Source organism: Paenibacillus sp. J22R232 (assembly GCF_056269165.1).
Map to the genome: position 1 here is coordinate 39,976 of NZ_JBWDNK010000015.1, position 22,239 is coordinate 62,214.

The 22,239-nt window shown below is 50.0% G+C and carries 13 protein-coding genes; all 13 read left to right on the top strand.

What is annotated here, in order from left to right; translation table 11 throughout:
• Positions 1 to 7 precede the first annotated feature (7 nt).
• The 13 genes from AC0YN3_RS27615 (at position 8) to AC0YN3_RS27675 (ending at position 22,147) form a co-directional block, all read left to right on the top strand.
• Positions 8 to 6,598 carry an S-layer homology domain-containing protein gene (locus AC0YN3_RS27615; RefSeq protein ID WP_475778123.1) on the top strand — a complete coding sequence of 2,197 codons (6,591 nt, stop codon included), beginning with the start codon at positions 8 to 10 and terminating at the stop codon, positions 6,596 to 6,598.
• Positions 6,599 to 6,851: 253 nt separating this feature from the next.
• Positions 6,852 to 8,081: an aminopeptidase gene (locus tag AC0YN3_RS27620; RefSeq protein WP_475778186.1), complete on the top strand. Its 1,230-nt coding sequence runs from the start codon at positions 6,852 to 6,854 to the stop codon at positions 8,079 to 8,081.
• A 244-nt stretch (positions 8,082 to 8,325) separates the two neighbouring features.
• Complete coding sequence (gene desA / locus AC0YN3_RS27625) at positions 8,326 to 9,381, top strand: Delta(5) desaturase DesA (protein ID WP_475778124.1); 1,056 nt, start codon at positions 8,326 to 8,328, stop codon at positions 9,379 to 9,381.
• A 161-nt stretch (positions 9,382 to 9,542) separates the two neighbouring features.
• A complete protein-coding gene (locus tag AC0YN3_RS27630) occupies positions 9,543 to 10,661 on the top strand; it encodes a sensor histidine kinase (protein ID WP_475778125.1) in 1,119 nt (372 codons plus the stop codon).
• A 28-nt stretch (positions 10,662 to 10,689) separates the two neighbouring features.
• Positions 10,690 to 11,289: a response regulator transcription factor gene (locus AC0YN3_RS27635; RefSeq protein ID WP_183562236.1), complete on the top strand. Its 600-nt coding sequence runs from the start codon at positions 10,690 to 10,692 to the stop codon at positions 11,287 to 11,289.
• Between the two features lie 242 nt (positions 11,290 to 11,531).
• Entirely contained in the window at positions 11,532 to 12,974 is a 1,443-nt protein-coding gene (locus AC0YN3_RS27640; protein ID WP_475778126.1) for a nicotinate phosphoribosyltransferase, read from the top strand.
• A gap of 247 nt (positions 12,975 to 13,221) precedes the next feature.
• Positions 13,222 to 14,247 (top strand): S-layer homology domain-containing protein, encoded by a 1,026-nt coding sequence (locus tag AC0YN3_RS27645; protein ID WP_475778127.1) that lies wholly within the window; start codon positions 13,222 to 13,224, stop codon positions 14,245 to 14,247.
• Between the two features lie 328 nt (positions 14,248 to 14,575).
• Positions 14,576 to 15,814 (top strand): alpha-L-fucosidase, encoded by a 1,239-nt coding sequence (locus AC0YN3_RS27650; protein ID WP_475778187.1) that lies wholly within the window; start codon positions 14,576 to 14,578, stop codon positions 15,812 to 15,814.
• Between the two features lie 94 nt (positions 15,815 to 15,908).
• Positions 15,909 to 16,139: a hypothetical protein gene (locus tag AC0YN3_RS27655; protein WP_475778128.1), complete on the top strand. Its 231-nt coding sequence runs from the start codon at positions 15,909 to 15,911 to the stop codon at positions 16,137 to 16,139.
• Between the two features lie 60 nt (positions 16,140 to 16,199).
• Positions 16,200 to 17,585: an alpha-L-fucosidase gene (locus AC0YN3_RS27660; protein ID WP_475778188.1), complete on the top strand. Its 1,386-nt coding sequence runs from the start codon at positions 16,200 to 16,202 to the stop codon at positions 17,583 to 17,585.
• A gap of 158 nt (positions 17,586 to 17,743) precedes the next feature.
• Positions 17,744 to 19,957, top strand: coding sequence for a helix-turn-helix domain-containing protein (locus AC0YN3_RS27665; protein WP_475778189.1), 2,214 nt, complete (start codon positions 17,744 to 17,746; stop codon positions 19,955 to 19,957).
• 309 nt (positions 19,958 to 20,266) lie between these two features.
• Positions 20,267 to 21,235, top strand: coding sequence for an ABC transporter permease (locus AC0YN3_RS27670; protein ID WP_475778129.1), 969 nt, complete (start codon positions 20,267 to 20,269; stop codon positions 21,233 to 21,235).
• 12 nt (positions 21,236 to 21,247) lie between these two features.
• Entirely contained in the window at positions 21,248 to 22,147 is a 900-nt protein-coding gene (locus tag AC0YN3_RS27675; RefSeq protein ID WP_475778130.1) for a carbohydrate ABC transporter permease, read from the top strand.
• The last annotated feature ends 92 nt before the right edge of the window (positions 22,148 to 22,239 follow it).

Genomic DNA, 22,239 nt, shown 5'->3' on the forward strand with positions numbered 1-22,239 from the left:
TAGTCAAGTGAAAGTCAAATTCAGACCGTTGCGCAAGTGGGTTTCCACCGTAACCTTAATGACCATGCTATTCGGAGCCGTAGCCCAGCAGGGCTTTGCGGATGATGGCGCCATAAATCCATCGAACACGGGAGCAGCTGCTGCTCTGCCGGCATTAATGATCACAGAGCTCGTGCCCGACTCCAAAAATGCGAGTGGCTCCGATGCGTATGAGTTCATCGAGGTATACAACAATACGGATGAGCCGATTGATTTCAACCAATACAAGCTGGTGTACCACTATTACAACGCCTCTAACGTTGAGCAAAATATACCGTGGACGCTGTCAACGGATCAAGAAGTCATCATTCCAGCCCATAAGCCAATCGTGTTGTGGGTGAAGGGGAAGCCGATCTATGAGCTGAATCCGGCCCTTACGGTCAGCCAGTTCAACGCCAATTACGGCTCCGCCTTGGAGGATGGCGTTCATTTGTTCGAAGTTAAAACCGAAGGCGGCTTGCACAACAGCGCGCCGAGAGACTTGATCATCAAGGATAAGAGCGATAACGTCATTTCGATCGCTTCCTACCAGAACGACGACCAGACAAAAGAAAATATGGGCATTCATTATTCCTATCCCGTAGATGGAACGCCGAATATGGCGATGATGCCGGGAGCGGGCACCAAGGCGGCAACGCCTGGCGTAATCGATCCGGCTCAAGTGCCGGGTGAGCCAAGCTTGCCTCCCGTTATTACGCACACGCCGCTGACGAACGCCTCCTTCGAAGAGGATCTGACGGTTGCTGCCGGCATCTCCCAGTCATCAGGGAAAACAGTCACGGCAAGCGTGTATTACAAGAAGGGGGCAGATATAGCCTTCACGGTACTGCCGATGACGGAATCAAACGGCAGCTTTCAAGCGGTGATTCCGAAAGAGCAGCTGACCGTTTCCCCTTTAAGTTATTACATCGAAGCGTCGGACGGCCTTGAAACGGCAAAGACGCTTTTGTACGAGGTTGTCGTGCGTACGGACAGCTTTGATTTCAGCAAGGTTCCGCCTCTCTTCATTACGGAGCTGCTGCCTGATAGCACGAACGTGCTAGGCCAAAGCAGCGATGCCTTTGAGTTTATCGAGGTGTATAACAATACGGACAAAACGATCCGGTTCAACGATTACAGCCTGGCTTACCGCTATCCGGACAAAGGTCCAGGCAGCGATGTCGCTTGGGCGCTTGAAACGGCTGGCGAGGTAAACATTCCGTCGCGCGAATCGATCGTGCTGTGGATTCAGACGAGCTTGAACGGCAGCTATACGGCGGATGATTTCAATACGCTGTTCGGCACCTCTCTTGTACTGAACGATAACCTGTTCCGCACAAGAGCCTACGACGGCATGGCCAATGGTTCGGCCAGGGATTTGGTGATCAAGGACGGCAATGGTCTTGATCTCTCTATTGCATCCTATCAAAATGATGCGCAAACCGTGCCGGACAAAGGCATTTTCTATGCATATCCGATCGATGGCGGCAAAAATATGCGTATGCAGGATTCGCCTGGAACGCTTGCTGCTACGCCTGGAACTACCGAGTCTTCGCAGGTGCCTGCCCAAACGGTAACCTTGCCGGAAATGCCGGATGACGCGCCAGCCGTAACAGGGACAAGCTACGCAAAGGCTAGCGGCGGCATCGAGGTAACGGCAGCTATTACGGATGAGAAGCCGTCAGCGGTTCAAGCGACGATCTATTACAAGACGGCGCCTCAGCTTGCCTTCACGGCTGCACCTCTTGTTTATTCTAACGGCAGCTTCAAGGCTCTCGTTCCGGATGCAGCGATTACGGACGCAACAATGGTTTATTATATCGAGGCGAGCGACGGGTCCCATTCGATTCGTTCGGGAGAATATCCGGTAACGGTCTACCTCGAGAAATTCGATCCGCAGAAAGCGCCGGTGCTGCTATTAACCGAGCTTGTGCCGGATTCCACGAATTTGAATGGCGGCGACGGCTACGAATTCGCCGAGGTGTATAACAATACCGATCAGCCTATCCAGCTGAAGGACTATAAAATCCGTTATCGGTACACCGATTCGGGTCCGTCGGCAGACGTGATCTGGCCTTCCTCCAAAGAGGATGCGGTTATTCCAGCGGGCGGGACGGTCGTGTTCTGGGTTATTAACAGCGGCAATACGGCGGCAACCGCAGCCAATTTCAATGCGAACTATGGCGGGACGCAGCTTGTGGAAGGCGTGAATTTGTTCAAGCTTTACAGCGACGGCATGGCTAACGCCGGCAAACGCGCGATGGTCATATCGACGAACAGCGGCATCGAGGTTACCGCGGCCTATTACGATAATGACGAAGAGACGAAACCGGACAAGGGTATTTTCTATACGTATCCAGCGGACGGCACGACTTCGATGATTAAGTACAGCCCTGGCAGGAGCGCAGCTACACCGGGCAGCCTTGCGCAAGGACAAGCGCCAGCGGTACCGGTGCATATCATTGCCGATCTTACACCGCCAACCATTGCGGACTTGACGGGGAGCTCGGAAATCGATCAATCCAAAAGCCTGGCAATTGCGGTTGACGCGAAGGATGACCAGTTGGTTAAAACGGTGCTCCTGTATTATAAATCCGACATCCAGAGCGAATATACACCGATCTATTTGACGAAAAGCTACGATGACAGCTTATATCATCATACGCTGTTCTCGCCGGAACTGATTGGCCGGAAGCATATCACGTACTATTACGAGGTTTCCGACGGGACCAATACGGTGACGACGCAGCCGAAGCAGGTTGCGATTCTTGGAGGCGCTGACCGCTCGGAGCTTCGTCTTAACGCAGCGGACGACGAGGTTTTGGCAGGCACCAAAATTTTGCGAGGAACGAGCGAAACGGCTGCAGCCGATGAGCTTACGCTCTCCATAGACGGGGAGCCTTTAACAGCGGGCACATACAATGCGGTTGAACGCGATGCTTATTTTGCCTTCGAGGTTCAAGGCGTCAATTATTATTTCAAAAATGCGGTCGTTCAGGGAACGGAGATATTGAATACCTTCCTTGATCCGATTCCGACTTGGTCAACGCTCACGGTTCCGATCTCGGCCGACCGTCTGAAGCAGGGCGAGAATATCCTTTCTATCTATGCAGGCTCCAAATCCGGGCCATTCGATGACCGTCCAGAGGAGAATAAGGATGATTTCGAGGTGCGCAACGTACGGCTGGTGCTTGCCGACGGTACGGAAATTTATGACCCCGCGTTCGCGAATAAATCGACTTCGCTCAAGATGGGCGACAGTGCGGGCAAACATGAGTTCATTGATTTCAAATTGGCGATTCCAAGCGAGAAGCTGAGTTCCAAAGCATACGTATGGCAAACGAAGGAAATGGCGGATGGCGAGCACACGGTCACGTTAAGCCATGGAACGCTAGGGACGATTACCCGCAAGGTGAAGGTTGATAATACCGCGCCTGTCATTAATCCTTCCCTCGAAGAAGGAAAGGATTATCGAGGCAGCTTCGTCATCGATGCAGCCATAAGCGATCCGATTGCCGGAGTGAAGTCATCCCATGCGCTGCTTGACGGCGTGTCGATCACACTGCCGTATGCGACCTCGTCGGCGAAGCTTAAGCCGGGCTCGCACAGCTTTAAGGTCGAAGCAGCGGATATGGCGGGCAATCAGGCAGAAGCAGAGATTCATTTCACGGTGCCGGACGAGAACCCGCTTGGTCCGGAGCTGGTAGCCCCTGCTCAGGATGCTGCCGATCTTGGCGGTTCCGTTAAGCTATCGGTCAAGGTGAAGGATCCGCTGGGAGACAGCATGAAGGTAACGTTTTTCCAGGGCTTCAAATATGATGCGAATGCCAAAGCAGGCTTCAATGCCTACAGCAACGCAGCGGACGTAGAGCCTCCGAAGGAAATGGCTCCTGCGGGAGAAAAGGCGTTTACCGTAGAAGATTACTCGGCCATTGGCCAGATTGACGGTCAATATAAGATAGACGATTCGACGGAGCAATTTCCTTATCAGCGTTTCGCGATTACGCTTGATCCGTCGGTAAAGGATACGGATTTCGTCGCAATCAACTGGACCGGGAAATCGCTGGAAGGCCGCTTGGTCAGCCTTTATGCGTGGAATCCGGACGCGAAGAAATGGGAAATGCTCGACACGACCGTGGCGGGGAATGCGGATTTCGAGCTTCGCGCCGAGGTGGCAGCCGGCCAGTACCGTGACGGGAACAGCATCCAAGTGATGGTGCAGGATCAGGTCCAGGAATCGGATGATCCTTACGACTTCTCTTTCGTGTGGATGTCGGACACGCAGTATTACTCCGAAACGTATTTCCAATATTATCGCGATAACGTTGCCTGGATTCGGGATCACATGGATGAAAACAAAATTAAATACGTGATTCATACCGGGGATATCGTAGATGAATCGGATAAGGTGTACCAGTGGGAAGAAGCGGACAAAAACATGAAGGTGCTTGATGATGCCAAGATTCCATACGGCGTATTAGCAGGCAATCATGACGTTGACCATCAGAAGGGCTCCTATGTGGACTATTGGAAATGGTTCGGCGAGGATCGCTTCAAGGATCAGCCTACCTTTGGCGGCTCTTACCAGAACAATATGGGCCATTATGATCTCGTATCCGCCGGGGGCAACGACTTCATTATCGTCTATATGGGCTGGGGCCTTGGCGATACCGAGATCGATTGGATGGACAAGATCGTGAAGCAATATCCGAACCGGAAAGCAATTCTGGCATTCCACGAATATTTGCTCGTATCCGGCAACCGGGCTCCGATTGCGGACAAGGTGTATGAGCGTGTCGTTCTGCCTAACAAAAACGTATTCGCTACCTTGTCGGGTCATTACCACGACGCGGAGCTGAAGCTCGACGCGATTGACGATGACGGAGACGGCAAAACGGATCGTAACGTCTACCAGATGCTTGCCGATTACCAAGGCGCGGAAGACGGCGGTTTGGGCTATATCAGGCTGATGCAATTCGATATGAAGAACAACAAGATGCATATGAAAACCTATTCGCCTACGCTTGACGATTACAATTACTACGATCCGAAGGAGTTCCCAGGCAAAGACGAGTTTTCCGTGGACTTGGATTTGGGCGCTTCCAACAAACGTGTCGCGACCGATTATTTCGGGGTGCGGGTGTATACAGCCAATCAAATTGGGGACACGGTTCAGGCCGAAAGCGGCCAAGAGGCTTCAAGTTTGTGGGACGGGCTAAACGAGAACCGTGAATACGAGTGGTACGCGTTAGCTGAGGATGAGCATGGCGGATCGGGACGCTCGGACATTTGGCGCTTCCGTACGGGAGCAGTCGAGGCAACGCCGACACCACCGACGTCACCGACGCCAACAACGCCAACGTCACCGACGCCGACACCAACAACGCCAACGTCACCGGCATCGCCGACACCAACGTCGTCGCCTGCTAACGGGGTGATTGAGCTTACGGCCAGCAAAGCTGGCGAGTATAAGCTTGATGCGAGCGTGATCAAAAAGGCAATGGAAGGCGCAGCAGCAGGAGCAGCCATTGAAGTGAGACTAGTTGGTGCGAATGAAGCCGGTGGGAACGGGCTTGTAATGAGCGGAGAAGGAATCCGCGCCTTGCAGCAAGGCAATCACCCTCTTCGCATCGCTTCGCACGCGGTCACGCTGGATGTTCCGGCAGATGCGCTGCCGGAAGCGGCGTCGGCAGCTGATTCTGTGGAATGGTTCGTAAATGTGAAGCAGACGGATGCGACAGCAACAGCGGTTAGCGGAGCAGCCAGTCAAGAAAAGAGCTTTAAAGCAACGGGGCTTGTTTATACACTGGAGCTGAGAACAAGCAATGGCTCAGGAAGCCCGTCAATGATCCATAGCTTTAATAAGCCGATTAAAATAACGAGAACTCTTTCAGCGGAAGAGCTTGCAGCACTCGATCTCGATTATGCAGGCGTATATTATTTGAACGACGGGCAAGCATCCTATGTCCCGAGCTCATTCAAGGGAAATAAGGTAACGTTCGAAACCGATCATTTCTCTATGTATTCGATTTTTGAATACAAGAAATCATTTGCGGACACGGCTGGCCATTGGTCGGAAGCCTTTGTTGCCAAATTGGCGGCAAGGCATGCCATTACCGGCATTGACGCGGAGCATTTTGCGCCAGGGAAAGCCATTTCACGCGCGGACTTTGCTGTCATTGCAGTGAAAGCATTAGGTTACCTTGACGTCAAGGCCGTATCCGGTCCGTTCTCGGATGTTTCCACCGACAGCTATTATGCCGGTTATGTGGCCAAGGCTGCAGAGCTTGGGCTAGTGACAGGCTACGATGGCGCTTTCCGACCGCAGGCTACGATCTCGCGCGAGGAAGCGGCAGCAATCGTCGTTCGTTTATATGAACGCTTGAATGGCGCACAAACACCGTCGCCAAATGGACAGGCTTTTGGCGATATCGCCAAAGCTTCGCCATGGGCGCGGGCATCGATAGAAGTGGCGCAGTCACTCGGACTTCTGGAGGGGAAAGGCGGCAACCTCTTCGCTCCGAAAGCAACGGTAACGCGCGCTGAGATTGCTAAGCTGATATGGTCGGCTATTCAATAGCAGCCCATACGCTTGACGAAGATCGCTCTCCGATTAAGGGGAGCGGTCTTTGTTTTATTCAAAATATAGGAAAGCATATGATTTCGCCAGCTTTCTCTATATTTCTACGCGAAACGTAAGCTTAGCCGCCAGAGGACGGTTTCAGCCGTTTACGCTTGTAATCCCTTATTTGACTGTAGGCTTGTATTTTCGATACAATTTAGGGGACAACAAGAAGAGCCTAGAGGCAGGATTGAAGGGAGAATGCGAAATTATGAGCGGTTTTGAACATCATTTAGAAACTTACGCACAATTAATTGTGAAAATAGGCGTTAACGTACAGCAAGGCCAAGAGGTATTCGTAACGGGAGCAGTCGATCAGGCCGTTTTGGTCAGGCTAATAGCCGCAAAAGCGTATGAGGCGGGAGCGGGCAACGTACACGTCGATTGGATGGACGATTCTTTATCGCGCTTGAAATACGAGAAGGCAGCCGAGGACGTGTTCACTAGATTTCCCGAGTGGGAAACCGCGAAACGCAATTCCTTCGTAGAACGCGGAGCAGCCTTTATTTCTATCGTTTCTTCAAGCCCCGATCTGCTGAAGGGAATCGATTCGAGCCGTATTTCAAGCTTCCAGAAGGCATCCGGCCAAGGGTTGAGGGAATTCCGCAGAGCGATCCAATCGGACAAGGTGAGCTGGACGGTTGTAGCGGCTGCCGGCAAGGAGTGGGCGGCAAAGGTATTCCCAGAGTCAGGCGATGAAGCAGTCGAGAAGCTGTGGACAGCGATCTTTGAATCCGTGAGGCTTCATGCGGACGATCCGGTGAAAGCATGGGAAGAGCACAATGCGAACCTACATAGCAAAGGCGAGACGCTTAACCAGAACCATTTTCAAAAACTGCATTACACGGCGCCCGGCACCGATCTGACGATCGAATTGCCCGAGAAGCATATCTGGGTCGCAGCTGGCAGCACGAACGTGAGCAACATCCCGTTCATGGCGAATATGCCGACGGAGGAAGTATTCACGGTGCCGCTCAAAACCGGCGCGAACGGCTATGTATCCAGCACCAAGCCGCTTAGCTACGGCGGCAACATCATCGACCGTTTTAAGCTGACGTTCGAGGAAGGCCGAATCGTAAAGGTAGAAGCCGAGGAAGGCCAAGAGATTTTGCAGAAGCTGGTCGATATCGACGAGGGCTCGCACTATCTAGGCGAAGTGGCGCTAGTGCCGCATGAGTCTCCGATTTCGAAGTCCAACATTCTTTTCTACAATACGCTGTTTGACGAGAACGCATCGAATCACCTTGCAATCGGAAGCGGCTATGCGTTTAATATCGAAGGCGGCAAAACGATGTCTCCCGAAGAGCTTGAAGCAAGCGGCGTCAATTCAAGCATCACGCATAACGATTTCATGATCGGTTCAGCGGACATGGATATCGACGGCATTAAGAGCGACGGCACGGTCGTTCCGATATTCCGTAAAGGAAACTGGGCTATATAATAAAGCGCAAACAGCATGTAGCTATTCAGAAGAGGCGAGATCCTCTTTTGAATAGCTTTTTTTCTTTTTAGTAGGAGCACATACCTATATCTGGTGGATTTTCAGCGTTTTATATGACATTTGTCATACGAACGGATGACACTTATGACTGTGAGCACGTGACGCTTTTCTTTACAATAAAGTTAGAATACTGCGATAGACGCCACGGACACTCCTAAGCGTCATATTGAGGAGGAAGAATGCGATGACAGAGCTGAAGCATGCTCACCTGAAGAAAGATGTTGCCCCATTTGAAAAAACGGATTTGAAGTCCAGCATCAGACAGCTTATCAACACGTTAGTGCCCCTGGTTCTGCTCTGGTATGCTGCTTACTATAGTCTCTCGATTTCGTATTGGCTTACGGCACCGCTCGTGCTGCTTACATCAGGTTTTGTCATCCGTACCTTCATCATCTTCCATGACTGCTGTCACGGCTCATTTTTTAAAAGCAAAAAAGCGAATGACATTTTTGGGACAATCACAGGTGTCATCACGCTCGTTCCTTATAGACAGTGGAAAAACTCGCATTCCATCCATCACGCAACAAGCAGCAACCTCGACAAACGAGGCACTGGCGATCTATGGATTCTGACAGTAGAGGAATACGCGGCTTCGCCGTTTATGCGCCGCTTTGCATACCGGATGTACCGCCATCCGCTCGTTATGTTCGGACTTGGCCCAATCGGCGTTTTCCTTATCCAATACCGTTTCAACGTAAAAGGCGCTAGGCGCAAGGAACGCATGAATACGTATTTGACGAATGCATCAATCGTAGGCTTATATGCGCTTTTGATTTGGGCAATTGGCTGGCAGTCCTTCCTTCTCGTGCAAGGACCGGTATTTTTCGTATCAGGCTTGCTGGGCATTTGGCTGTTCTATGTACAGCATCAATTCGAGGATTCCTACTTTGAGCATGAAGATGAATGGAGCTACGTGAACGCAGCCGTTGACGGAAGCTCATACTATAAGCTGCCTAAAGTGCTGCAATGGATTACAGGAAACATCGGTTTCCACCATGTCCACCATTTAAGCCCTAAGGTTCCTAACTACAATCTGGAGAAAGCGCATAATGCGACGCCTCCGCTTCATAAAGCAACGACGATTACGATAAGCGAAAGCTTGGAATCGCTGCAATTCCGCTTGTGGGACGAAACGGACAAGAAATTCGTCAGCTTCAAAGGCATCAAGCATCGCCTTCGGAAGGTGCAATCGGCTTCCGATAAGCTGAAAGCGAATCAGCCAAGCTTGAAATTCAAATAACGATTGCCCTATAGACGACCTTGAAGCCACGCCCTCACAGGCTGGCTTCTCGCATGTAAATCGATAAGTAAAATAAATACGCGTTGAGATGTATATGATAAAATGGTATTATGCTCGCTCCATGCAGCTCGATTCGGCTTTAACACAAAGGATGAACGACGATGAACAAATGGTATCAGATCTTTCATAAAAATACTGGCTTAAGCCCGTATGTGTGGGTCGTATTCTGTATTTTGCCTTTCTATTTCATATTCCGCTCATCCACTCCTTATCAGGCTGTATCGGGCATTATTATGATTATTTTGTTTTTTATATGCTACCGGCTCTCCTTTGTATCCAAAGGCTGGCTCGTGTATTTCTGGACGAGTGTGCAAATTGTCATATCGATTGCGATGACTTTGTTGTTCAGCTACGTCTATTTTTCGATTTTCTTAGCCTTTTTTATCGGGAATATTCAGAATAGGGCTGGATTTTTCACCTTGTACGCGATCCACATTGTCAGCACGTTCATTACGGTCAATTATGGCTTTGCTACTCAAAACTCTTTGTTTTTCACGCAGTTTCCGTTTATTCTCATCAGCTTGATCGTCGTCATCCTGCTGCCTTTCAACACGTACAACAAAAACAAGCAGGGCCAGCTGGAAGGACAGCTTGAGGATGCGAACAAACGGATATCGGAGCTCGTCAAGCTGGAAGAGAGACAACGGATCGCACGCGATTTGCATGATACGCTCGGACAGAAGCTTTCTTTGATTGGCTTGAAAAGCGATTTGGCCGGGAAGCTGATGCTCAAAAATCCCGCTCAGGCGCAGGCGGAAATTAACGACGTGCGCCAGACGGCTAGAACCGCGCTTAAGGAAGTTCGGGAAATGGTTACCCAAATGCGGGGCACGCGGATCGAAGACGAGATGTTTCGGATCAAGCAGATACTGAAAGCAGCCGAAATCGAATTCGAATTCGAAGGAAATATCAAGCTGGGCACGACGGATTTATTAACCGAGAACGTACTCAGCATGTGCTTGAAGGAAGCTGTTACGAATGTAGTCAAGCATAGCGAAGCCTCTACCTGCACCGTAACGATCGAGTCTTCACGGACAGAACTGCTTCTTATGGTGAAGGACAACGGGGTGGGCATTCCGGAGTCGGCGCGCAACTACGGAGGGCATGGCCTTCAGGGCATGAAGGAGCGCTTGGAATTCGTGAACGGGAGCTTGGATATCGTGAACGAAGCCGGAGCAACGCTAGTTATTAAAATCCCTAATGTGATTAAGCAAATCTAATGCAATTGCGAGAGAGGGGAATGTGGGTATGATTAGAATCGTCATCGCCGAGGATCAACGCATGCTGCTGGGCGCCCTCGCTTCTTTGCTTGATTTGGAAGAGGACATGAAGGTCGTCGGAAGAGCAAGCAATGGAGAGGATGCGGTCAACCTTGTCCACCAGCATAAACCGGATATTTGCATTATGGATATCGAGATGCCTGCCAAAACAGGGCTTGATGCCGCGGAGGAGCTGAAGGGGGAAGACTGCAAGGTGATCATCCTGACGACCTTTGCCAGATCCGGCTATTTTGAACGTGCGCTCAAAGCGGGCGTGAGCGGGTATTTGCTAAAGGACAGCCCGAGCGAAGAGCTGGCTGACTCGATTCGCAGCGTCATGGCCGGCCGGCGCATCTTTGCGTCTGAGCTGGTTGACGAAGCCTACGGCCAAGAAAACCCGTTAACGGAACGCGAGAAGGAAGTGCTTGTTCTTGTGGCAGATGGCAAAAATACGAAAGAAATAGCCAGTGAGCTGTTTATCACGACAGGAACGGTGCGCAACTACATCTCCGTTATTCTAGACAAACTTGACGTCAGCAACCGCATTGAGGCAATTACCCGCTTCAAGGAAAAGGGCTGGTTCAAATAACAAGCCTAATCGCACGAGTAGGCAAGCGATTTCGCGCTATTGAGTGGAGCGATCCGATCTCAACAGCGCTATTTTTGTTTTATATATAGGAAAGTATATCCTTAGCCGATCCATTCTCTATATTTCTCGGAATGAAACGCGCCGCACCGCTAAAGGACGCGTCACGCGTTTCTTCTTATATAGAGGTACAAGAGTGAAAGGAATGGGTATTGGAAAGAGTAATAGGGAAGGGAGAGATGGGGATGAGCGATACGAATTTGACACTTCATACCGATAAATATCAAATTAACATGATGTATGCACACTGGCTCCAAGGAAGCTTGAACGAGAAAGCGGTTTTTGAAGCCTATTTCCGCAAGCTCCCTTTCGGCAATGGTTTCGCTGTTTTTGCTGGGCTGGAAAGAATCATATCATATATCCGGGCGCTGTCGTTCGGGGAAGAAGAAATTACATACCTGCGTGAGCAAGAGGAAAATTATAAAGAGGCGTTTCTTCAGGAGCTAAGAAATTTCCGTTTCACCGGCAATCTTTATGCGGTTGAAGAAGGGACGCTTGTATTCGCGAATGAGCCGCTGCTTTGCGTGGAGGCACGCGTATTCGAAGCGCAGCTGGTGGAGACGGCAATCCTGAATATGATGAATTATCAAACATTGATCGCTACGAAGGCTGCGCGAATCAAGCAAGTCGCAGCGAATGATATTTTACTCGAGTTTGGCACAAGGCGCGCGCAGGAGGCGGATGCTGCCATTTGGGGAGCAAGAGCCTCCTATATAGCAGGCTTCCATGCCACCTCGAATATGCGCGCGGGGATGCTGTTTGGAATACCGGCCAAAGGAACCCATGCCCATTCCTGGGTGCAGGGCCATGACTCGGAGGAAGAGGCGTTCCGTGCGTATGCGGAGTCGCTGCCAGATCAAGTAACCTTGCTAGTAGATACCTATAATACGCTCAAAAGCGGCGTTCCTAACGCGATTCAAATCGCAAGGGAGCTAGAGAAGCAAGGAAAGCGAATGAATGCGATCCGCCTTGATAGCGGGGATCTTGCTTATTTATCGCAGATGGCTCGGAAGATGCTGGATGAAGCCGGTTTTCCTTATGTGCAAATCGTGGCTTCCAATGATCTTGATGAGGGCATTATCTCGAATTTGAAGTCGCAAGGAGCCAAGATCGATGTGTGGGGCGTGGGTACCAAGCTCATTACCGCAGCAGACCAGCCATCGCTCGGAGGCGTATACAAGCTTGTTGCGCGCGAGAAAAACGGCAGCTATGAGCCGGTAATCAAAATATCCGCTAACCCGGAGAAGGTGTCAACGCCGGGCTTCAAATCGCTTTACCGGATCATTAACAAGGAGACAGGCAAAGCGGAGGCGGATTATATCGCGCTGAAGGATGAACAGCATATCGCAAAGGGCGAGCGTATTAAGCTCTTTGATCCGATACACCCTTACATTCACAAATATATTGAGCATTATGAGGCGCTGCCGCTATTAAAACCGATCTTTATTGACGGAGAGCTTGCGTACGAGCTGCCGGGCTTGGAGCAAATTAGAGATCACCATCTCAAACAATTCGATTGGTTTTGGCCGCAATATTTGCGCAAGCTGAATGCGGAGGCCTACCGGGTTAATTTGAGCGAAGCATTGTGGGAGCTGAAGCGTGATCTTATACAGCAGCATCAGCTGTAGGTAATGCACGCTCATATGGCATGTATGCAATAAGCAAATAGAGGGGCAGCCGGCGTCATCTTGGATGATGTTTGGCTGCCCTTTTGATCGGGAGCGATTAAAAGCCAAAGCAGGGCCACTATGAAATGAAGGCGCAACGTTGCGGCTATAGGAGGGAAGCACTGAATTTTGTCGAAAATGAAGGTATTTCCAGACGGGCCGTAGAATGGTATACAGGTATTAATACCATATTCTCGGAGGTAAGCAAATGAAAAGAACGAAGAAGTCTTTATTTGTAATGATGGCCGTTTGTTTGATGTCGCTGTCATTCATTATGCCGGCTGCGGCAGCAGAAGTTGCAAAGGAGAAGTATACCTACTCGGTATCCAAAAGCCTAGGCCAAGTGGATGAGGTCATCACGATCGAAGACCTAGGCGAGCTATACGAGGATCTGGAAGTGACATCGACAATCGTACCGGATAAAGCAGTGCTTACCTTTACGGCGAAAGCAACGACAAGCGCAGTCGTATTAGGTTACAGCCTAGAGAAGGGCATTCTCGTTTCCGAGTCTCTTCCTTGGACGATAAAAGGCAAGAAAGAGCTTGTGAACAGCCTTGCTGCCAATACAACGGGAACGGTAGCCTTTGAATACGGCTTGCCGTATTACGAATTGTTCATATTTGATGAGACGACTGGCGACCAAACGAGTTATTTTTTCAAAATCGACAAAGCTAACGCTGCAGGAGACCAGCCTGATGCATGGGCCAAAGCAGAGGTAGATGCAGCTATTGCGGGCGGCCTCGTTCCGGAAGGACTGCAAAGCTACTATAAACAGCAAATTTCGCGCGCGGACTTCGCGAAGCTCATCGTTAATTTGCTTGAGGTTACGACAGGCAAAACGATCGATGTGATTCTTGACGAGAATGAAGTTAGCTTGAGCGATAACCCGTTCACGGATACGACGATCAAACAAGTCATCGCGGCTAATCTCATGGGAATCGTTAACGGCAAAGGAAACGGAAAGTTTGATCCTTACGGCAGTATCACAAGGCAAGAAGCGGCTGTTATGCTCACGAATACAGTAGACGTGTTCGGCTTTGACGTTACGGGCGATGCATCGACATTCGCGGACAACAAGGCAATCGCAAGCTGGGCAAAGCCAAGCGTTGATTTTGTATTTACTTTTGGCGTTATGAACGGTACGGGCAGCAACAATTTCAGTCCAAAAGGCACGTACACACGCCAGCAGGCTTATACGACCATTTTACGTTTGAGCAATTTGATGGCTGAATAACCATTCATGCTGTTGAAGAGATGCCGAGCGGTCTACATGACCGCTCGGCATCTCTTTTTTTTGCCACGGTACAGGCGGAAGTTCTCCTTTTTCTCCCTGCGGCTTTTGAATAGAAATTAGTAAGGACGTATATTTCTCTATTATCGCCCGATTATTGGGAGCAACAGCTGAAAAAAGGGGAGAGGATGAATATTTCCCATTGAATGACGTTCAAAAACGGATTATCGTCAAAGAAACGCAGGCAGCTGCAAGGTGCCGGAAGCTTGCGCATGTCGATTGCGGATTGAAGGCAAGGCTATGCCGATACCGGATAAATGGAGGGAGAAATATGACGGAACCGTATTTAGCGAAGCCGACACGGCAGCAGCTGGCATGGCAGGACTATGAGCTGGGCATGTTTTGTCACTTTGGATTGAACACCTTTTGCAATCACGAATGGGGAGAAGGCAAGGACAGCCCTGAGGCGTTCCATCCGACGGAACTGGATGCCAGGCAGTGGGCAAAGACGGCTAAGCAAGCCGGATTTCGCTATGTGATGCTTACTGCGAAGCATCATGACGGCTTTTGCTTATGGCCGACGAGGACGACCGCATACTCCGTCCAATCCAGCCCATGGAGGAACGGGGAAGGGGATGTCGTCCGTGAATGCGCGGATGCTTGCCGGGAAGAGGGGCTGGGCTTCGGCATTTACTTATCGCCTTGGGATCGGCATGATCCGCGTTATCCGGATGAAGCAGCCTATGACGAGGTTTACTGCGAGCAGCTAACGGAGCTGCTCACAGGTTACGGTCCGCTCGTTGAATTGTGGTTCGATGGCGCGGGCTCTGAAGGCAGGCAGTACGATTGGCCGCGTATTATGGACCTCGTGAGGAAGCACCAGCCTAATGCCATCGTATTCAATATGGGAGCGCCGACCGCACGCTGGGTAGGCAACGAGGACGGAGTCGCTCCATATCCTTGCTGGAATACGGCGGATGCGGCGCGAGTCAGCATGTTCACGAATGATATGACGGCATGGCTGCCAGAAACTCCGGATTGGGTACCGGCTGAATGCCCCGTTCCGATCCGAGGCAATCATTGGTTTTGGCACCCGAACGACAAGACGCCGCTCCGTTCATTGGAGGAGCTCATCGATATATATGAAAAATCCGTCGGCCATGGCGCGATGCTGCTGCTAAACGCAGCGCCTGACGACAGGGGCTTGATTCCCGATGCGGAGGTCAAGCGGCTGTTGGAGCTGGGCGACGAAATCAAGCGAAGATATGGAACACCTCTTGCGGAGAGCAGCGGTGGCCATTCGGTGTCGATCCGCTTGGAACAGGAGGCGGATATCCATCGCATCGTTCTGATGGAGCAAATCGAGCGGGGGGAAAGGGTTAGGCGTTATAGGGTGGAAGCGGAAAGCGGCGGCGAGTGGACGGTAATCGCGAGAGGCAGTGCGATCGGCCATAAGAAGATTGATTCGCTTCCTTTGCCTGTTCGCACCTCGCATATCCGCCTAACGATTCTTGAGAGCGTGGGCACGCCCCATATTCGTTCCTTTTCCATCTATGATGCGAGTGATTAAGGCAAGCTTGCCAAGACAGAGAACGTATGATTAAAGAGAATAAGGCGATATCCATTCCGCGGGTATCGGGTGGAATCGAAGAAAAGGCTGCACTTTGTTACGCAAAGCGCGCCTTTTTTTTGCGGAAAACCGGTATTCTGCGGCGCTTTTCCGAAAAAAGCAATCTTTTCGAAAATGGCGTACTTTACAGCAGGCAGCTTTACAAAGGCTTAACGAAAAAGGTGATTTTGTTGGAAAGATGGCAATTGCGGGCGCTGCGGCTTTTGTATTATACATGAAGGAAATCAGAGCAGCAGTCATTGGCTCGGCAAACAAAGACATATGAGCATAGAGGAGGAGCAGGCAAATGAGCAATGGGCAAATACAGCAGCACGAGGAAAGCGTTATGGACGAAGCGGCATTGGAAACAGCAGAGGTGGAAAACGGCGTACATAACTTCAGCGCGGAGGAAGAGTGGGTCAAGCCGGACAATCCGCTTATTCTGGAGCGTCTGGAATGGTTCAAGGATCAGAAGCTCGGCATTATGATGCATTGGGGACCTTATTCGCAGCTGGGTCTCGTGGAATCATGGGCGCTTAGCGACGAGGACGGAGATTGGTCCCGTGACGGCATCGATTGGGGCGTGGACAGCGAGGAGCTGAAAAGACAATATTTTAGGCTAAACAAAACGTTTAATCCCGTTCGGCTGCAGCCGGAGGCATGGGCAGAGCTAGCCGCAGAAGGCGGCTTCAAATATTTGACCTTTACGACAAAGCATCATGACGGCTTCTGCATGTGGGACACCCATACGACGGATTACCGGAGTACCGGGCTCGAAACGCCGTTCCACACGCATAAGTACGCCGATATATGCAAGCATGTATTCGATGCCTTCCGGAATAAGGGGCTAGCTATCTCGGCTTACTTCTCCAAGGCCGATTGGCACACGCCATATTATTGGGCGCCGGGCATGGAGCGGGGTACGCATACTTGGCGCGGTCCCTCGTATGATCCGAAGCAATATCCGTGGCTATGGGAGAAGTTCGTGCAGTTCACGCATGAGCAAATGATGGAGCTGTTGACTAAGTATGGACGCATTGACGTGCTGTGGCTCGATGCCGGCTGGGTAAGGGATGGCGGCAGAGTGTCGCAGGATATTCGCTTGGGGGAATTGGTCGATCGCGCGCGCGAAACGCAGCCGTGGCTGCTGTCGGCAGACCGCACGGTCGGCGGCCCCTACGAGAATATCGTAACACCGGAGCAGACGATTCCGGACGGGCCGATGAACGTGCCTTGGGAGAGCTGCATCACGCTCGGCACCTCATTCTCGTTCCGATATGAGGACAAGTACAAATCCTTGCGCAAGGTGGTCCATATCTTGATGGAGGTCGTTGCCAAAGGCGGGAATCTTGCGCTCAATGTCGGCCCGCAGCCGGACGGAAGGCTTCCGGAAGGAGCGATTGCAACGATCAAGGAATTGGGCGGATGGATGAAAACCTATGGTGACGCTGTGTACGGCACGAGAATATGTGCCCCTTACTTTACCGGCGGCTTTGCTTTCACCCGCAAGGAGGACAGCGTATTCGCCGCTTATTTGTACCCTTCCGAGGATACGACGGTTCTGGAGCATGTCGTAATACCATATACCGAGCCTATTAGAAGCGTTAGCTTGGTCGGTACAGATGAAAGCCTGCGGTTTGAACAAACGGAGGCTGGCCTGATCGTTAAGCTGCCGCCAAGCGAGTACGCTGGCAAGGCGCCTGTTGCGCATATGTTCCGGCTGCTTGCCTAACTAATCGGTTACCCGACCATTCGACTGAGACTGGCGTCCTCCTGCAGGCGTCAGTTTTTTGGATATCCAAAATAGGAAATGATGTATCTTGTCCTGCCCTTTTAGATAAGGTACGCTTATAGGTAAACAAGAGGAAGGTGATACAAGGGTTGAACAAAATGTGGTTTCGCCGTTTGTTGTTATCGTATCTACCGATCTTTTTTATCGTGACGATGATTTTATTTGTCGTTTTTTTCCAAACCCTAAATGAACAAAATCGAAGAGAAGCGATAAAGGCCAATGATTTTTTGGCGCAGCAGGTCATCCTTTTTACGGATAATTCATTAAAGGCAATCGATTATCAGGTCGTACGGGAAATATTGACGAATCCCGATATCAGCCATTTTTTTAGCAGGGACAGCATGGATGTGGCTGCCAATATTAAAGCGCTTAAAGTGATGGATGAGTTGAAATTCAACTATCCGATTATTGACTCCATCTATTTCATGCGATTCAAAGATGAATTTATATTTGGCGATGTTCCTAGAACATACGAGGATTTTCAGGATAAATCGTTTATCGAGAAATATGAAGAGCAGGAAAGCGGCGCTAAGTGGTCGGGAGAGCGAACGTATAAAGCGTTTTCCGATTCCGACATCGACGCCGAAAACGTCATCAGCTTAGTACGGACGGCCCCGTTCAATATGGGAGTGAATCAGGGCTATTTTGTCGTCAATGTCAGCCTAACAAAGCTGCAGGAAACGGTTAGCCGCATGTATAACTCCGATATCAGCTTTGTCAGCATGATAGACGATGACGGCCGTAATCTGCTTGGGGATGAAGTAGATCCATCGGCTACGGGACCGGTCTTAGCCAATTATACGTCTCCGTACACGGGGTGGGAGATTAATAGCGGTATTTTGGACAAGAATGGCCTTAAGTTCGTGCTTACCTTTTACAATGTATGGGTCGTATTTGCGATTGCCGTCGTGGTGTTCGGTATTCTATGGGTTATTTACGTGACCAAACGGAACTATAAGCCGATTCAGCAGCTCGTATCACTCATTCAGACGTATTCGTCCAAGAGCGAAGGAGCGGGAGCGGCTTCCGAGAGTGAATTTATTTTTATCCAAAACACGCTTGAAAACCTGATGAGCGAAACGAAGCAAGTCCAGCAGCAATACCGGGAGAAGCTTATTTTGCAAAAGAAATATCATTTTCATCAGGTGCTTGAGGGTGCCGTTCATTTGACCGATGAAGCCTGGGTTTCCGAGCTTCGCAGTTATGATTTGGACGTAAAGGGGAAAATATCGACGGTTCACGTCATTGAAATCGATGATTATTTCGCTTTTCAGGCGATTTACAACGAAAGGGATCAATCGCTGTTGAAATTTACGCTTTACAGCGTTATTCACGAAACGGCCAAAAACCTTGGCGTGACGGTATGGGCGGAATGGACGACCGATCGCCGGGTATCCTTCATCCTTTGGCTGCCGTCAGAAGCGGACGCAATGGAGAAAAACGATTATATCATCCAAGAGTGCCGGACCTGGATTGAGCAAAATGTCAGCTTCAATATTACGATTGGGCGCGGAGAGCCGGCGAATACGCTGGAAGAGCTGCGCGGCTCATACGAGAAGGCGAATTATTGCTTGCAGTATAAAGCGGTTCTCGGAAGCAACCGGATCATAGCTTTGGAAGATACGATAAGGCCGCAGACCGAAATTCAAGAGTATTTCAAAACCATCTATTTGCTTTCGCAGTCACTGCGCCTTGCCGAGAATGAATGGCTGAAATATTTGAACTTATTTTTCGATCAGATCAGGGATTCGCTGCTGCCCCGCAAAGAAATCGAGAGCCTGCTGCAATTTTTCGTCCATCATTTGGAGGGCGAGGTGCTTGAGTTATCGAAGGAATATCGCAATATTTGGCGGGCCGTTCATACCGATTTGCGCGAATTGGCGATGCGCTGGGATAACCTCGATGATTTGCAGCAGGGCTGCAGCAGCATTTTCGCCATTATGAACGAGAAGATGCAGATGCAGCGGGAATCGCATAGCAACAAGACGCTATTTATGGAGATACGGACTTATATTGAAGAAAACTATGCGAATTCCGAGCTTTCGCTTGATTTTCTGAGCAACAGGTTCCAATTCAACTCCAAATATTTGAGCAAAATGTTCAAGGAGGAATTCGGGGAAAACTTCGTCGACTTCCTCATTGGCCTACGAATCGCCAACGCGAAGCAAATGCTCTTGAAAACGCAAAAGCCGATGCAGGAAATTAGCAGCGAGGTTGGTTATTACAATTACAATTCCTTTAACCGCGCTTTCAAAAATGTCGTTGGTTTATCGCCGCGCGACTTTCGAAAGCAGCTTGGGGAAGGCAGTTAAGCAGCGGGGATTCATGAAGGAAAGAGCCTTGAGCGCGGTGTTCCGCATACTCGGGGCTCTTTTTTTTGATTGTCTGGAAAAGGCGCGGAATGCTTAGGCGCTCTAGGCTGGAGAATTATGAATGATATGTGAAAAATGCATGAATCGGCTTAACTAGCAGCAGATATCGCCCATTTAGAAAAAGGTGATGTGCAGGAATCTTACGAATTGATGAAGATTTCGTAAACGGGCTAGAATCGATATATGGGCAGGACATAATCGACAACGGCAATAATGGCTTCGTAACATTGCTGCAAAGGAGAGCTGCGAATGAATCATGTACAGGCGAACGCGTTAGAGAAGACGAACATTCACAATCTGCGCTTCAAAAGAAAGCTGTCGGCATGGAACAAAATAAAGAAACATTGGGAATTGTACTTTTTGGTTCTTCTGCCAGTCCTCTATTTAATTATTTTCAAATACGTGCCGATGTTCGGCGTGCAGATCGCATTTAAAGATTTTAACGTCATACAGGGCATTTGGGGCAGTCAATGGGTAGGGCTGAAGCATTTTGAAACGTTTTTCAATTCTCCGAACTTTTGGCTGATCATAAAAAACACCTTAGGCGTCAGCTTCTATTCGCTGCTTGCCGGCTTTCCGATTCCGATCATGCTCGCTCTTGCTTTGAATGAAGTACGAACGGGGAAATTCAAGAAATCGGTGCAAATGGTCACTTACGCGCCGCATTTTATTTCTACCGTCGTCATGGTTTCGATCGTTATGCTCATGCTTACGCCCCATGTCGGCGTCATAGACAGATTGTTTTCCTTCTTGGGCTGGGAAATGACCAACTTCATGGGCGTTCCGGAATTTTTCAAATCGATTTACGTGTGGTCGGGGGTTTGGCAGGAAATGGGCTATGCCTCCATTATATATATTGCGGCGCTTGCCAGCGTAGATCCTTCCTTGTATGAGGCTGCAAGAGTAGACGGCGCCTCCAGATGGAAAAAAATCATTCATATTGATCTTCCCTCGCTAATCCCGATTACGGTTATCATGCTTATCCTTAGCCTCGGAAACGTAATGGGCGTCGGCTTTGAAAAAATCTATTTGATGCAGAATCCGCTCAACTTAAGCTCCTCTGAGGTTATATCCACTTACGTGTATAAAGTGGGGCTCGTCGGGGCGAACTTCAGCTTCTCGTCGGCGGTCGGCTTGTTCAATTCCGTCATTAATTTGATTTTGCTGCTACTCGTCAATTCCTTTGCGAAGAAAATATCGGAAACCAGCTTATGGTAGGGAGGGATGAACATGATAGAATCCAAAAAAATAAAGGAATCGTTCGGGGACCGCATGTTTTTGTTAGCCATTTACATCTTTTTGGCGCTGCTTATGTTAGCCGTCATGTATCCGCTCCTTTATATTATTAGCTCATCCTTCAGCTCGCCGAGAGCTGTCGTATCGGGACAGGTGTGGCTGCTGCCCGTGGAGTTCAGCTTAAAGGCGTACAAATCGATCTTCAACAGCTCTCAATTGATGTACGGTTATTACAATACCATCATCTATACGGTGTTCGGCACGCTAATCAATTTATTGTTCACGATACTGCTTGCGTATCCGTTGTCGGTCAAAAGCTTTTACGGCCGAAATCTGGTCATGATCCTCATGATGATTACGATGTTCTTCAGCGGAGGACTCATTCCTACCTATCTGCTAGTCAAAGACTTGGACATGCTGGACACTCGCTGGGCGATGTGGCTGCCGGGCGCGTTCTCGGTATTCCAGGTCATCGTGGCGCGAACGTTTTTTCAATCCTCGATTCCGCATGAATTGTCCGAAGCGGCGCAAATTGACGGCTGCAGAGATTTGAGGTACCTGGTTAGCATCGTGCTGCCGCTGTCAAAGCCGATTATCGCGGTAATGACTCTCATGTATGCGGTTGGACACTGGAATGCGTACTTTGACGCTCTCATTTATTTGCGGTCGGAGAAGCTGTTCCCGCTGCAATACGTGCTGCGAAACCTGCTTATTCTGAATGCGTCAGATCCGGAAATGCTGGCCAATACCGCCCAGCAGGCGCGGGTGCAAGGCTTCGAGCAGGTGCTGAAATACGCGTTGATCGTCGTAGCTTCGGTCCCGGTGCTCATTATGTATCCGTTCGTGCAAAAGCATTTCGTGAAAGGCGTCATGATCGGTTCATTGAAAGGTTGAGCGGGTTTTCATTTATACTAGGGAGGTGATGCGGCGAGCTCTTGATGCGCGGCTGGACTAGTAAGCAGGAAGCGAGAAGGATATAACTACCA

Excerpts from the sequence above, each read along its gene's own strand:
- AC0YN3_RS27620 (WP_475778186.1), top strand. The coding sequence starts at position 6,852 with ATGAGCGGTTTTGAACATCATTTAGAAACTTACGCACAATTAATTGTG.
- desA (WP_475778124.1), top strand. The coding sequence starts at position 8,326 with ATGACAGAGCTGAAGCATGCTCACCTGAAGAAAGATGTTGCCCCATTT.
- AC0YN3_RS27630 (WP_475778125.1), top strand. The coding sequence starts at position 9,543 with ATGAACAAATGGTATCAGATCTTTCATAAAAATACTGGCTTAAGCCCG.
- AC0YN3_RS27635 (WP_183562236.1), top strand. The coding sequence starts at position 10,690 with ATGATTAGAATCGTCATCGCCGAGGATCAACGCATGCTGCTGGGCGCC.
- AC0YN3_RS27640 (WP_475778126.1), top strand. The coding sequence starts at position 11,532 with ATGAGCGATACGAATTTGACACTTCATACCGATAAATATCAAATTAAC.
- AC0YN3_RS27645 (WP_475778127.1), top strand. The coding sequence starts at position 13,222 with ATGAAAAGAACGAAGAAGTCTTTATTTGTAATGATGGCCGTTTGTTTG.
- AC0YN3_RS27650 (WP_475778187.1), top strand. The coding sequence starts at position 14,576 with ATGACGGAACCGTATTTAGCGAAGCCGACACGGCAGCAGCTGGCATGG.
- AC0YN3_RS27660 (WP_475778188.1), top strand. The coding sequence starts at position 16,200 with ATGGACGAAGCGGCATTGGAAACAGCAGAGGTGGAAAACGGCGTACAT.
- AC0YN3_RS27665 (WP_475778189.1), top strand. The coding sequence starts at position 17,744 with ATGTGGTTTCGCCGTTTGTTGTTATCGTATCTACCGATCTTTTTTATC.
- AC0YN3_RS27670 (WP_475778129.1), top strand. The coding sequence starts at position 20,267 with ATGAATCATGTACAGGCGAACGCGTTAGAGAAGACGAACATTCACAAT.
- AC0YN3_RS27675 (WP_475778130.1), top strand. The coding sequence starts at position 21,248 with ATGATAGAATCCAAAAAAATAAAGGAATCGTTCGGGGACCGCATGTTT.